Below are 13248 nucleotides of genomic sequence, written 5' to 3'. Positions count from 1 at the left end.
CCGACGCTGGTGATCCGCGACGAGCATATCCTCTCGCCGGCCGAGGCCGATCCGATCCGTGCGGGCGACTACGTCTACCTGCTGGCGCCGCCGGAGAAGGCCGAGGCGCTGGACCGCTTCTTCGTCGACATGGCGCCGGGCATCGCCCCCGATCCGCATCTGCTCGGCGATTTCGTTGTCTCCGGCGAGCATACCCTTGGCGAACTTGCCGAGATCTACGGCGTGGCGGTGGGCGAAGGGCAGGAAAAGCTGACGCTGGCCGACTATTTCGACGTCCATCTCGACAACGCCCCGAAGGAAGGCGCGACGCTCGATCTCGATACCATCGTGCTGGTCGCGCGCAACCTGAGTGGCGGCCGCGTCAATGCGATCGGCCTTCGCCTGCCGGAGGATGCGGACGAAGGCCAGCCGCTGACGCGCGCGCAGGCGTTCAAGCGCAAGCTGGCGGACATCTGGTCGTCGGTGGCGGGGGTTTAGTCTCGCCATTGCGATGACGAAGCGGCTGGATTATGTGGCCGTACCCGCCAGCAGCTTGACCCCGCCGAGCGCGGTGACCCGTCCGCGGCGGAGCATCACGATCTCCGTGGCGAGCTGGCGCAGCTCGGCGGCGTCGTGGCTGACATAGACCATCGGCACATTGGCCTCGTCGCGCAGCCGCACGAGATAGGGCAGGATCTCCTCCTTGCGGCCCTCGTCCAGCGAGCCCAGCGGCTCGTCGAGCAGCAGCAATCGCGGCTTTGACAACAGCGCGCGGCCGAGCGCGACGCGCTGGCGCTCGCCGCCGGAGAGTTTTCCGGGCCGGCGATCCAGCAGACCGCCGATATCGAGCAGGTCGGTCACGCGCGCGCGCTGCGCCGGATCGTCGGCAAGGCGGTTCATGCGCCGCCCGTAATCGAGATTTTGCCGGACATCAAGATGCGGAAACAGCCGCGCATCCTGGAACACATAGCCGATGCGCCGCAGGTGGGGCGGGACATGCACGCGCGCATCGGTATCGTCGAGGATTTCGCCGTCGAGCGCGATGGTGCCGCGATCGGGCCGCAGCAGGCCGGCGATCATGTTGATCAGCGAGGTCTTGCCGGCGCCGGAAGCGCCGAACAGGCCGGTGACCCGGCTCTCGCTGGTGAAGGCGGCGGCAAGCGAGAATTCGCCGAGCTGTTTTTCGACATCGACCCGCAGCATGGTCAATTCCCGTGCAGGCGTTTTGTGGCGCGGCGCGCGAACCATTCGGACGCGATCAGGGCGCCCATCGCGATCACGATGGAAATGATCACGAGCCGTGCCGCCGCGGTGTCACCATCAGGGGTCTGGATCAGCGCGTAGATCGCGGACGAAATGGTCTGGGTCTCGCCGGGAATGTTGGAGACGAAGGTGATCGTCGCGCCGAACTCGCCGATCGCCTTGGCGAAGCCGAGCACCATGCCGGCCAGCACGCCCGGCAGCGCCAGCGGCAAGGTCACGGTCACAAACACCTGCCACGGCGCGGCGCCGAGCGTGCCCGCGGCCTGCTCCAGCCGCCGGTCGACCGCCTCGATCGAGAGCCGGATCGGGCGCACCAGCAACGGAAACGACATCACGCCGCAGGCGAGCGCCGCCCCGGTCCAGCGAAACGCGAACACGATGCCGAGATGATCCGAAAGCCACGCTCCAGCCAGGCCGCGGCGGCCGAATGTGAGCAACAACAGATAACCCGTCACCACCGGCGGCAGCACCAGCGGCAGGTGAACCAGCGCGTCGAGCACCGACTTGCCCCAGAAGTCCCGTCGCGCCAACAGCCACGCCAAAGCGATGCCGAGCGGCGTCGCCACCAGCGTTGCAAGGATGGCGACCCGCAGCGACAGCAGGATCGCCGTCCATTCGGCTGGTGAAATCTCGAACATTTTGGCTTACGTGGTTGGGCTGACGAGGAACTTGAAGCCGTATCTCTCAAAAATGGTCTTCGCCGCGGTGGAGCGAAGGAACGCAAGGTAACCCGCCGCTTCCGGCTTCGCGGTCGTCGTCGCCGCAACGGGATAGATGATTGCCGGATGCGAATCAGCCGGAAAAGTGCCGACGATCCTGACGCCCGGTTCGACCCTGGCGTCGGTCGAATAGACGATGCCGAGATCAGCTTCGCCGCGCGCCACCAGCGCAAGCGCAGCGCGCACGTTCTCGGTCATCGCGAATTTCGGCTCGGCGGCCTGCCAGGCGCCGAGCTTCTCCAGCGCCGCCCTGGCATATTTGCCGACCGGCACAGCCTTGACGTCGCCGGTGGCGATCCGGCCGTCGCCGGCGAGTTTTGCCAGATCGAAGCCGGGGCCGATGTCCACGCGCTCGATCCTGGAATCTGCCGGTGCGACCAGCACGATGCTGTTGCCGAGCAGGTTGACCCGGGTCGGCGCGTCGATGGCTTGTCTGGCCGTTGCGTGGTCCATCCAGTCGGTGTCGGCGGAGGCGAATATATCGGCCGGCGCGCCCAGTTCGATCTGCTTTGCCAGAGCCGGGCTCGCGGCATAGCTCGCGGTGACCCTGACGCCGGTCTTCGCGGTGTAGGCGTCATCGACCTCGTCGAGCGCGTTCTTGATCGACGCCGCGGCGAAGACCGTGATGCTCCGGTCTTCAGCCGGGGCAGGCGAGCAAGCCGATCCGCAGAGGATGACGAAGGCGGCAAGAACCGCGGCGAGGCGAGGCATCGTGGCGCTCCATGCGTGCTGGCGGGCGCGAGGCACGCGCGACACAAGCGTTGGCAGTGGTTGGATGCGACAGGCGGAAGCGCCGTTCCGGCAATCCAGCGGACTTACGATCCAGCCGGACATCGCGCCCGCGAGCCTACAGCATTGTTTGAGGCGGAGCAAAGTCGCCGCTACGGACAAGCCGCCGCGGGCTTTGCCTATTGCTTCGCGTCCGGGGCGGCCAGCACCTGTTTGCAGGCGGCCGGCAGTTGCGCCAGCGTCATCGGCGGCTTGGGCTTCGGCGGCACCTTGGGCGGCTTCGGATGGATCACCGAATCCCTGAACCAGTAGGCGAGGTCGCTGGCGCCGCAGCCCTCGCCTTCGGACGGTTCGGGCTGGCTTTCGCATTCGCCGTTGCCCGGCGGGCATTGGATACGGATATGGAAATGATAGTCGTGGCCGTACATCGGCCGCACCTTGGAGAGCCAGCTTCGATCGCCCCCGGCCTCGCGGCACAAGGCCTTCTTGATCGCGGCGTTGACGAAGATGCGTTGCACGCCCGGCTCCAGCGCCGCGGCACGGATCACGGCAAGGTGGCCCGGCGTGAATACTTTCGAATCGACGTCGAGCCGGTCCTCGCGCACCATCATGACCGCCGACATCTCCTCGCGCTCGTTGCGTGATAATTGCCGGTTCGGCATCGGCGTCAGCCAGATATCGGCATCCAGCCCCACCTGATGGCTGGCGTGGCCGGTGAACATCGGACCACCGCGTGGCTGCGACATGTCGCCGACCAAAATCCCCGGCCAGCCCGCATCCTTGTGCGCCCTGGCCGCCAGCCGCTTGACCAGTGCAACCATGTCGGGATGCGCCCAGTGGCGGTTGCGCGACAGCCGCATCACCTGCCAGGTCTCGCCGTTGATCGGCAAGCCTTCCGCGCCCGCGATGCAGCCCTTGGCGTAAAAGCCGACCACGCGTGTCGGCATCGCCGCCGGCAGCACCTTGCGCCCGAACAGTTCCTTGGCGCCGATCTTGGGATCGTTGGGATTGGCCAGCGGCGGCAGCGGCTTTAGATCGACGCTGCCCTTGTCCTGCGCCGACGCCACGGTAGCGCCGGCGACCAGGGCAGCTGTCAGAAGCGGCATCAGAAACGGGCGGGGGCTCATCGGATCACTCTGTCCGCTCGAGCGTAGCATGGATTCGGCGGCTGCGGAAAACGGCGCCAACCGCGCGCGTTCGTCGTCTGACGATATCGGCTTCTATTTCGTCCGCGCCGGGTTGCGCTTGTTGAGATGATAGGTCAGCGCCAGCGCCACGCAGTGGCGCAGCGCCGCTTCCGGAAGCTTGTCCCTGGCGTCGAGCAGGATGCTGCGGTTGCCGCCAAAACTCAGCTCCGGATAAAGCGCGCGAAACGTCTCGACCAGATCGGTCTGGCAATGAAAATAGACCGCGTATTGCCCGGCGGCCGTCTTCACCTGATCGATCCGGATGGTGCTGCCGCTCTTGGTCTCCGGGGTGAGGTAGCTCGGCTGTCCCCATTTGAGCGTCTCCTCCAGCGCGCCGACGCCCTTGGTAGCCGTTGCGGTGTCGAAGATCAGCCGGCGCAGCGCCAGCAATTTTGCCTTCACCGGCCTGGGGCAGGCGTTGAAGACCGCTTCGACGGCGGGATTAAAATTTCCGGCAGGAAGTTTCCTAGACGCGCTTTTCCCGGTTGGCTCTTTCATCGCGTCGTCGGCGGCACATTGAGCTTGGCCGAGAGAATAGCCTTGCCGGCATCCTCGTAATGGGTGTCGCGGGCCTGGATCTGCTGTGCGATCGCGTGCATGTCGCGAAAACGCCGCTCGAACGGGTTGGCGGCGAACACCGCGGTGGCGCCCGCCATGTGATAGGCGGCATCGACCACGGACGCCGACTGATGGATGGTCCAGGTCGCGGCGAGGCGCAGCGCCACGCGGTGGGCTTCGGTGACGGGATCGCCACGCACGAGATCGCGCCAGACCTCCGCCGCGGTGGCGTAGAGATAGGCGCGCGCGGCGCGCAGGCTGGCCTCAGTGCGCCCGATCAGGCCCTGCACCGCATTGTTGTCGCGCATGGCCTTGAGACCTTGCGGTGTCTTGCCGCGCGCCAGCTCAATGGCGGCGTCCAGCGTGGCGCGGGCGACGCCGAGCGCGGTCGCGGCAAAGCCCATGCTGAACACCATGTTGGTGGTGAGCTTGTAGAGCGGCCCGTTTTCGCGCAACGCCGAGGGGTCGTCGCGGAGCGCGGCGAATTGTTCCGGGATGAACAGATTATGGACCGAATACGAGTCGGTGCCGGTGCCCTTCAGCCCGATCACGTCCCAGACGTCGTACATCGTGGCGCTGGTCGCCGGGAACAGGATGGTGCGGATTTCCGGCGAACCGTCCGCCTTGCGCCGCGGCGTGCCATCGGATTCGACGATCCGTACATGGGCCCCAAGCCAGCTCGCCTGCCTTGAACCGCTGGCGAAATCCCAGCGCGCATTGGCCTTGTAGCCGCCGGGAACGACGTGGACTTCATGGGCGATCGCGCCCCAGGCCAGGATGCCGGGTGCGACATTGAAGATTTCGTTCGCCGCGTCGGGATCGAGATAGGCCGCCGTCATGGCGCAGACGCTGCACTGGCCAAGGCACCAGGCCGTCGAGGCATCGGCTTTGGCGATTTCCTCCTGCATCTGCATGAACATTTCCAGCGGCGCCTCGGCGCCGCCAAGGCTTCTCGGCAGCAGCGCCCGATAAAGCCCGTTTTCGATCAAGGCGGAGGTCACGGCCGGCGTCAGGCGCCGCGTCCGCTCGATCTCATCGGCCTCGCGCGCGATCAGCGGCGCAAGCGCCCGCGCGCACTCGACGAGGTCGATAGTGGGAAGCTTGTTCATGCGTTTCCCCGTGTTCTTGGTCTTCTGGTCGGGCGAACGGGCAATCGTGACCTATCCGCCGCCAGCGATCAAGACGGGCGGGGGTGACAACCGGGCATTCGAATCATGCCGCAGCGCGCCCGAGATCGAGCGAAGGCTGCGACGGCCTGCTCGCCGACGGGAAGCTCAGCGCAACCGCGACGGCGGCCAGGCCGATGCCGAACGAGCCGACATAGAGCCAGCCATAGCCGTGGAAGGTGTCGAACACAAAGCCGCCGGCCCACGGTCCGAGCGCCATGCCGAGGCTCGCAAAGGCGGAGACCGCGCCGAACACCGTTCCCATGATGCGGGCTCCGAAATATTCCCGCACCAGCACCGCATAGAGCGGCATCACGCCGCCATAGGCGAGACCGAAGATCACCGACAGCGCATAAAACTCACCGAGCTGGCCGACCGCGAGATAGGTCGCGACCGCCAATGCCTGCACCGACAAGCCGCCGACCAGCACCGGCTTGGCGCCGATGCGATCGGCCAGCGCGCCGAGCGCGAGGCGGCCGCCAAGTCCGGAGAGTCCGGCGAGGCTGTAGACGCTCACCGCCGTCATCGGCGCGATGCCGCAGATCATCGCATAAGACACCATGTGAAAGATCGGCCCGGAATGGGCCGCGCAGCAGGCAAAATGCGCGCATGCGAGCGTGATGAACTGCGGCGTCCGGAACGCCTGCGCGGCGGTCCATTGCAATTCCGCCGCGCCGGCTCCGCCCGCGGCCGTTGGCGCGGCGGCTTGAGGCGCCGGGCGCACCAGCAGCGCGGCCGGAATCAGCAGCGCCCATGCGGCGATGCCGATCATCAGCATTGCCGTGCGCCAGTCATAGGCCGTGATCAGCCAGCTTGCGGCGGGAGCGACCGTCAGCGGCGCTACGCCCATGCCGGCGGAAACCAGCGCGACCGCGAGGCTGCGGCGGTGTTCGATCCAGGCGCTGGCCGCTGCGATCATCGGGGCATAGAAGCTGCCTGCCGCGATGCCGATCAGCACGCCGAACAGCAGTTGGAACTGCCACAGGCTGGTGGCCTGGCTCGCCGCCACCAGGCCGATCCCGAGCAGCACGCTGCCAATCAGGACGACGATGCGGGTGCCGAACCGGTCGGACAGCGATCCCCAGAAGAAGGCGGCGATCCCCATGCAGAGGAAATCGATCGTCGCCGCCGCCGAAACACCGGCGCGCGACCAGCCCATCGATTCCGAAATCGGCTGCAGGAAGACGGCGAGCGACAGCATCGCCCCGAACCCGACGCAGGTCATCAGCGCGCCGGCGCCGACCACGATCCAGCCATACGCCAATCCGGAGGGCTTGCTCATGCGTTTCCTCGCCGCTTCTGGATTTCATGATTGAGCGAAAGCATGGTGCCTCGTCCGGTGCCGCGGAGCAAGGTGGCGCACGCAAGGTTCGCTATTGCTTTGGAACGGAGCGCGACATCTCCGTGCTCACTTCCAACTGTCCCAATCATAAGTCGCTTCAATCCAGTCATTGAGGGCCTCATCTTCCGGATGCTGGGACATCAGCGCTGCCTCGCGGTGGATTTCTGCCAACACGCGCGGGTCGCGAAGCTCTCGTCGAAGCCGCGCCAGTCTTCTACCCGGCGGCAGCGGTCCGCTCTTGTTCCGCTGAACCAGCTTTTTTCCAGTCTCCGGGCGCCAGAACCTTGCTTGCCGACAGGATTTCGATGCCGAGAATGCGTCCCTCGGCATCGACATCGTAAATGAACGGTCCCGTCTCTTCCGTGTGGTCAATCTTGCCGTGGCCGACGGAGATGTACACCGCGTCGGCTTGATCGTCGTAGGTGATATCAGTCATGGCTTTCGCCTCGCGTTCCGCCAGTTGTCATTCCGGGGCGATGCGAAGCATCGAACCCGGAACTCGAGATTCCGGGTCTGGTCCTTCGGACCATCCCGGAATGACGGGTATTTTATCTCAGCTATCCACCTTCAGCGCGGCGATGAACGCCTCCTGCGGGATGTCGACCTTGCCGAACTGCCGCATCTTCTTCTTGCCTTCCTTCTGCTTCTCCAGAAGCTTGCGCTTGCGCGTGATGTCGCCGCCGTAGCACTTCGCAGTGACGTCCTTGCGCAGCGCGCGCACGGTTTCGCGTGCGATCACCTTGCCGCCGATCGCGGCCTGGATCGGGATCTGGAACATGTGCGGCGGGATCAATTCCTTCATCCGCTCGACCATGGCGCGGCCGCGGCCTTCGGCGCGGGCGCGGTGCACCAGCATCGACAGCGCATCCACCGGCTCGTTGTTGACGAGAATCTGCATCTTGACGAGATCGGCCGGCTTGTAGTCTGTCAGATGATAGTCGAACGAGGCGTAGCCCTTCGAGACCGACTTCAGGCGGTCGTAGAAGTCGAACACGACTTCGTTGAGCGGCAGGTCGTATTTCACCATGGCGCGGGAGCCGACATAGGTGAGCTCCTTCTGCGCGCCGCGGCGGTCCTGGCACAGTTTCAAAACGCTGCCGAGATAGTCGTCGGGAGTGAGGATGGTGGCCTCGATCCACGGCTCCTGGATCTCGGCGATCTTGACCACGTCGGGCATGTCGACGGGATTGTGGATCTCGATCTCCTGGCCGTCGGTCAGGTGCATCTTGTAGATCACGCTCGGCGCGGTCGCGATCAGATTGAGATCGAATTCGCGATGCAGGCGCTCCTGGATGATCTCCAGATGCAACAGCCCGAGAAAGCCGCAGCGAAAGCCGAAGCCGAGCGCGGCGGAGGTTTCCATCTCGAACGAGAAGCTGGCATCGTTGAGGCGCAATTTGCCCATCGCCGCGCGCAGCGACTCGAAATCGTCGGCGTCGACCGGGAACAGGCCGCAGAACACCACGGGAATCGCCGGCTTGAAGCCCGGCAGCATTTTGGTGACCGGCTTGCGGTCGTCGGTGATGGTGTCGCCCACCCGCGTATCGGCCACTTCCTTGATCGCGGCGGTGATGAAGCCGATCTCGCCGGGGCCGAGCTCGTCGACCTGCGTCATCTTCGGCGTGAAGAAGCCGACGCGCTCGACGTCGTAGGCAGCATTGGTGCCCATCATGCGGATGCGCTGGCCCTTTTTCATGGTGCCGTCGACCACTCGAATGAGCACGACGACGCCGAGATAGACGTCGTACCAGCTGTCGACCAATAGCGCCTTCAAGGTCGCGTCGCGGTCGCCCTTCGGCGGCGGCAGGCGGGTGACGATGGCCTCGAGCACGTCGGCAACCCCTAAACCGGTCTTGGCCGAGATCATCACCGCTTCCGACGCGTCGATGCCGATCACGTCCTCGATCTGCTGTCTCACTTTCTCGGGCTCGGCCGCGGGCAGGTCGACCTTGTTGAGAACCGGCACGATCTCGTGATTGTTGTCGAGCGCCTGATAGACATTGGCGAGCGTCTGCGCCTCGACGCCCTGGCTGGCGTCGACCACCAGCAGGGAACCCTCGCAGGCCGCGAGCGAGCGCGAGACCTCATAGGCGAAGTCGACATGGCCCGGCGTGTCCATCAGGTTGAAGATGTAATCCTTGCCGTCCCTGGCGTGGTAGTTGAGCCGCACCGTCTGCGCCTTGATGGTGATGCCGCGCTCGCGCTCGATATCCATGGAATCGAGCACCTGCTCCTTGCCCGCCATTTCGCGATCCGTAAGCCCGCCCGTCATCTGGATCAGGCGGTCGGCCAGCGTCGATTTGCCATGGTCGATATGGGCGACGATGGCGAAGTTGCGGATGTTGGAAATCGGGGCGGTTGTCATGGGCGCGGGATAGCATTCGCCTCCCCATGCGGCAACCATGTTGCAGTATTTCAAGCGGTTTTGTTCCCGCCAAGCTGATTCCACTGAAGCGAAAAACGCGCTACGCACAGGGCCATGTCGACTGCATCTCTTCTGCCCGCGGCCGCGCGCGCAAACCATGGGCTGACCTTCCGGCGACTGGCCGCCTGGCTCGCCGCGCGCGCCAGCGATCCCAAGGCGGGCCTGTGGCTGGTGATCGGCTTCGCGCTCGCCCATGCCGTGCTGTGGACGCTGATCCTGGTCAATCTGAAGGTGGCGCAGGACGTCCATATGGACGTCGCGGAGGCATTTGCCTGGGGCCAGAAATTCCAGCTCGGCTATGGCAAGCACCCGCCGCTGTCAGGATGGGTCGCAGGCGTCTGGTTCAGGATCTTTCCCGTCGCCGACTGGGCGAGCTATGCGCTGGCGATGGCCACGGTCGGTTTCGGGCTCGTGATCTGCTGGCTGATCGCGCTCCGCGTGGTCGACCGGCGCCGCGCCTTCTTCGTCGTGGTGATGCTCGCGCTCTATCCGATCTTCAACTTCAAGGGTTTCAAATATAATCCGGACCTGTTGCAGCTCGCCACCTTGCCGCTCCTGGTGCTGGCCTATCTGCATGCGTTCGAGAAGCGCAGCGCGAGATCCGGGGTGTGGCTGGGGCTGGCCGGCGCGCTGGCGCTGATGACCAAATACTGGGTGCTGACCATGATCGGTGCCATCGGCCTGGCGGCGCTGATTCATCCCCAGCGGATGCAGTTCCTGCGTTCGCCGGCGCCGTGGGTGGCGATAGCGACCCTCGCCATCGCCATGATCCCGCATCTGGTCTGGCTGAAGCAGGTGGACTTCGTGCCGCTGACCTATGCCGGCGACGTCTACAGCCTGTCGGACCGCGCGCTGAACCTTAAGCTTGTGCTCGGCTATATCGGCCACAACAGCGCGCTGTTGGCGGCGCCGGTCGCGCTGGCGGCGCTGGCGCTGGCCTGGACCCCAGGGATGCGATGGCCGTCGATGCGGTTGACGCGCGACTGGTCGCGCGGCGCCAGCCCGGGCGTCAACCTGTCCCAGGCGCTCAATGTCTGGGTCATCCAGATCATCGTCGCGATCGGGCCGCCGCTCGGCGCGGTGATCTTCACGGTCTACATGAAGACCGACTGGGGCATCTCGCTGTTCTTCCTGGCGCCGCTGGCGCTGGTCGCGATCCCGTGGCTGCGCCTGCCGGCGGTGGCGCTGTTCCATATCGCCGCGATCTGGCTGGTGATCACGCTCGCGGCGCTGTTCGCCTCGCCCTACATCGCCGCAAGCGAGATGGCCGTCAATCCGAACGGCTCGTCGACCTACGGCCCGCGATCCGAGCTTGCGCGCGAATTGACCGAAGCCTGGCGCAGCCGCTTCCATTCGCGATGGGCGGTTGTCGCCGGCACGACGGAGATCGGCGAGCCGATGACGTTCTACAGTCCGGATCATCCGGCGCCGTTTACGCCAGGCGAATTGTGGTCGTCGGGCCTGACCTCGCTCGAGGCCGCCCGGCGATTTGGCTTCATCGGCATCTGCGATACGGCGGACTGGCGGCTCGTGGAATGCGAGAAGTGGATGGCGGAGAATGCCGGGGATGGCGAACGCCTGGTGATGACCACGCAGCGCTTCTTCCACGGCCATCGCGGTCCGGTGGCCAACTGGAAGATCTACATCGCGCCGCCGGCGAAATAAGCGTTCGCCGGACCAACGAACGGGAATTTCGAGAGGGGCTACGCATGGATCTCGACCTCACAGGAAAGATTGCGCTTGTCACCGGCTCGACGCGAGGCATTGGGCTCGCCACCGCCGTCGGGCTCGCGCGAATGGGCGCGGAAGTGATCATCAACGGACGAGAGAACGCCAATGTCGTCGATGCGATCGCAAAGGTCAGGCAATCGTTGCCGGCTGCCAGGCTGCATGCGGCGGCGTTCGATCTCGGCGGTGCTGATGGATGCGCCGCGCTGGTGGCGCAATTTCCCGAGGTCGACATCCTCGTCAACAGTCTCGGAATTTACGAGCCGAAGGCCTTTTTCGATATCGAGGACGCCGACTGGACGAGAATGTTCGAAGTCAACGTGATGAGCGGGGCACGCCTGACGCGGCATTATCTCAAGCGGATGCTGGACAATAAGGACTGGGGCCGGGTCGTGTTCGTCTCGAGCGAATCCGCCGTCTATGTTCCCAAGGAGATGATTCACTATGGCTTCTCCAAGGCCGCGCAGCTCTACATCGCGCGCGGGGCGGCCGAGCTGACCAAATCAACCAGCGTCACGGTGAACTCGGTGCTGCCGGGTCCGACCTGGGTCGAAATGGCGCCGGTTCGTCTGGCCGCCCGCGCCAAGGCACTGGGAACGACGGCCGGGGAACTCGCCGCGCGCATGTTCACCGAACGCCGGCCGGCGTCGTTGCTGCAACGTTACGCCACCCCGGAGGAGGTCGCCAACCTGATCTGCTATGTCTGCTCGAAAGCCTCGAGCGCAACCAACGGCGCGGCCCTCCGCGTCGATGGCGGCATTGTCACCAATCCGTTCTAGGCGCCTTTTCGAGCGAAAGCCCGCACCATGCTCGATGCAGGTCAGTTACCCTCTTCGTTGAACTTTCCGGCGACCAGTTCGGCGATCGCGTCGATGGCGGCCTGTGCCTCGGGGCCGGCGGCGGAAACGACGATCGGGGTTCCGGGACCGGCGGCCAGCATCATCAACCCCATGATCGAGGTGCCGCCGACGGTCTCGCTGCCGCGCGTCACCCAGACGTCGGCGTTGAAGCGCTCGACCATCTGGACGAATTTGGCGGAAGCGCGCGCGTGCAGGCCGCGCTTGTTGATGATCAGAAGTTCGCGCGAGATCGCGCCCGCGGGCACGCTTGGCGCGGCCTCGTCTCCCGGCGAGGCCTCGTCGCTCATTTGCCGGCGAGAACGCGGCTGGCGATGGTGACGTATTTGCGGCCGGCTTCCTGGGCCATGGCGATGGCGTCCGGAAGCGACCGCTCCTCGCGCACCTTGGCAAGCTTGACCAGCATGGGAAGATTGATGCCTGCGAGTACTTCCACCTTCGGGCGGCTCATGCAGGAAATCGCGAGATTGGACGGCGTGCCGCCGAACATGTCGGTGAGGATGGCTACGCCGTCGCCGCTGTCGACGCGGTTGACCGCTTCGATGATGTCGCTTCGACACAGATCGGAGTCGTCGTCGGCTCCAATCGTGACGGCTTCAATTTGTTTCTGCGGACCCATCACGTGTTCGAGCGCTGCCCTGAATTCATCGGCAAGCCGCCCATGGGTCACAAGCACCAGACCAATCATCGAAAACTCCTCGCGGGGTGCTTTTTTGGTGCACCGCACGAACGCGCCACATTGACCATCCGGAGCCCCTGCGCAAGAGGGCATCTCGGCTATACTCCCGGCACTTGGCGGCACAAAGGGGAGCCAGCGCCAGTCTATTTCGTGGCGATAGTGAGGCTTATATGGTTACCAATCCCCTTCTAACAATTGTCCGAAGGGTTAATGGAAGATGAACTTTCAGCTGTCGTCAGGGCAGCTACAACCAGTGCAAGAGGCGCGAAATCCCGCGGCACGGGAATTCGGGGTAATATAACACCATTTATGCGCATTTGCAGAGCTTCTGGCGGCGGCAGCCGTTCGGCGTCGGTGGCGTCGAGATCGACGACGAGGCCTACGATCGCCTCCGCCGCGAAGTCACATCTGCGGATGCCGAGCCCGCGAATCTCCATCAAGCCGGCTAATTCTCGTACCGGTCGCACCAACATTTTTCCGGCACTTGTGTCGAGATGGACACGGTCGTCGCCGACCAAGACGGCCCGTGGCAGCAGCCCTGACCGTCCTGACAGGATCAGGTCGAACGCCAGCCGCGACTTGCCGGAACCCGATGGCCCCCGGATCAGCACGGCGC

At 65.0% G+C, this 13248-nt stretch carries 15 protein-coding genes; 3 read left to right on the top strand and 12 right to left on the bottom strand.

Going from position 1 to position 13248, the window contains the following annotated elements:
• Positions 1-477 (top strand): transporter associated domain-containing protein (locus WCE35_RS10455; protein WP_424593263.1); only part of this gene is annotated, 477 nt, incomplete at its 5' end.
• A gap of 30 nt (positions 478-507) precedes the next feature.
• On the opposite strand, the gene modC is transcribed toward WCE35_RS10455, so the two are convergent.
• The 9 genes from modC to lepA form a co-directional block, all read right to left on the bottom strand.
• On the bottom strand, positions 508-1182 hold the full coding sequence (modC, locus tag WCE35_RS10450) for a molybdenum ABC transporter ATP-binding protein (RefSeq protein ID WP_424593262.1): 675 nt from the start codon (positions 1180-1182) through the stop codon (positions 508-510).
• Positions 1183-1184: 2 nt separating this feature from the next.
• The gene (gene modB, locus WCE35_RS10445) at positions 1185-1880 is read right to left on the bottom strand and encodes a molybdate ABC transporter permease subunit (protein WP_424593261.1); all 696 of its coding nucleotides are present in this window, start codon (positions 1878-1880) and stop codon (positions 1185-1187) included.
• Between the two features lie 6 nt (positions 1881-1886).
• The gene (gene modA / locus WCE35_RS10440; protein WP_424593260.1) at positions 1887-2672 is read right to left on the bottom strand and encodes a molybdate ABC transporter substrate-binding protein; all 786 of its coding nucleotides are present in this window, start codon (positions 2670-2672) and stop codon (positions 1887-1889) included.
• Positions 2673-2869: 197 nt separating this feature from the next.
• On the bottom strand, positions 2870-3817 hold the full coding sequence (gene mepA, locus WCE35_RS10435) for a penicillin-insensitive murein endopeptidase (RefSeq protein ID WP_424593259.1): 948 nt from the start codon (positions 3815-3817) through the stop codon (positions 2870-2872).
• Between the two features lie 93 nt (positions 3818-3910).
• Complete coding sequence (locus WCE35_RS10430; RefSeq protein WP_424593258.1) at positions 3911-4279, bottom strand: DUF1801 domain-containing protein; 369 nt, start codon at positions 4277-4279, stop codon at positions 3911-3913.
• A gap of 92 nt (positions 4280-4371) precedes the next feature.
• Positions 4372-5544, bottom strand: coding sequence for an acyl-CoA dehydrogenase family protein (locus tag WCE35_RS10425; protein ID WP_424593257.1), 1173 nt, complete (start codon positions 5542-5544; stop codon positions 4372-4374).
• 103 nt (positions 5545-5647) lie between these two features.
• Complete coding sequence (locus WCE35_RS10420) at positions 5648-6883, bottom strand: MFS transporter (RefSeq protein WP_424593256.1); 1236 nt, start codon at positions 6881-6883, stop codon at positions 5648-5650.
• 274 nt (positions 6884-7157) lie between these two features.
• Positions 7158-7379 (bottom strand): DUF2283 domain-containing protein, encoded by a 222-nt coding sequence (locus WCE35_RS10415; RefSeq protein ID WP_424593255.1) that lies wholly within the window; start codon positions 7377-7379, stop codon positions 7158-7160.
• 117 nt (positions 7380-7496) lie between these two features.
• Positions 7497-9308 (bottom strand): translation elongation factor 4, encoded by a 1812-nt coding sequence (lepA, locus tag WCE35_RS10410; RefSeq protein ID WP_424593254.1) that lies wholly within the window; start codon positions 9306-9308, stop codon positions 7497-7499.
• 114 nt (positions 9309-9422) lie between these two features.
• Between lepA and WCE35_RS10405 the strand changes: the two genes are divergently transcribed.
• Together WCE35_RS10405 and WCE35_RS10400 are read left to right on the top strand one after the other, a co-directional pair.
• On the top strand, positions 9423-11033 hold the full coding sequence (locus WCE35_RS10405; RefSeq protein ID WP_424593253.1) for a glycosyltransferase family 39 protein: 1611 nt from the start codon (positions 9423-9425) through the stop codon (positions 11031-11033).
• A gap of 44 nt (positions 11034-11077) precedes the next feature.
• Positions 11078-11875, top strand: coding sequence for an SDR family NAD(P)-dependent oxidoreductase (locus WCE35_RS10400; RefSeq protein ID WP_424593252.1), 798 nt, complete (start codon positions 11078-11080; stop codon positions 11873-11875).
• Between the two features lie 41 nt (positions 11876-11916).
• On the opposite strand, the gene WCE35_RS10395 is transcribed toward WCE35_RS10400, so the two are convergent.
• From WCE35_RS10395 to WCE35_RS10385, 3 genes are all read right to left on the bottom strand, one after another.
• Positions 11917-12243, bottom strand: a complete 327-nt coding sequence (locus WCE35_RS10395; RefSeq protein WP_424593251.1) for an HPr family phosphocarrier protein — start codon at positions 12241-12243, stop codon at positions 11917-11919.
• Positions 12240-12641: a PTS sugar transporter subunit IIA gene (locus WCE35_RS10390; RefSeq protein ID WP_422282408.1), complete on the bottom strand. Its 402-nt coding sequence runs from the start codon at positions 12639-12641 to the stop codon at positions 12240-12242. Before WCE35_RS10390 ends, WCE35_RS10395 begins: the two co-directional genes overlap by 4 nt.
• Before the next feature lie 179 nt (positions 12642-12820).
• The coding region (locus WCE35_RS10385; RefSeq protein WP_424593250.1) for an HPr kinase/phosphorylase at positions 12821-13248 on the bottom strand (428 nt) is incomplete at its 5' end.

This window comes from Bradyrhizobium sp. (assembly GCF_049691595.1).
Taxonomy (GTDB): domain Bacteria; phylum Pseudomonadota; class Alphaproteobacteria; order Rhizobiales; family Xanthobacteraceae; genus Bradyrhizobium.
The sequence above is the reverse complement of the archived record's forward strand: the minus strand, read 5'-3'. Positions and strand labels throughout refer to the sequence as shown.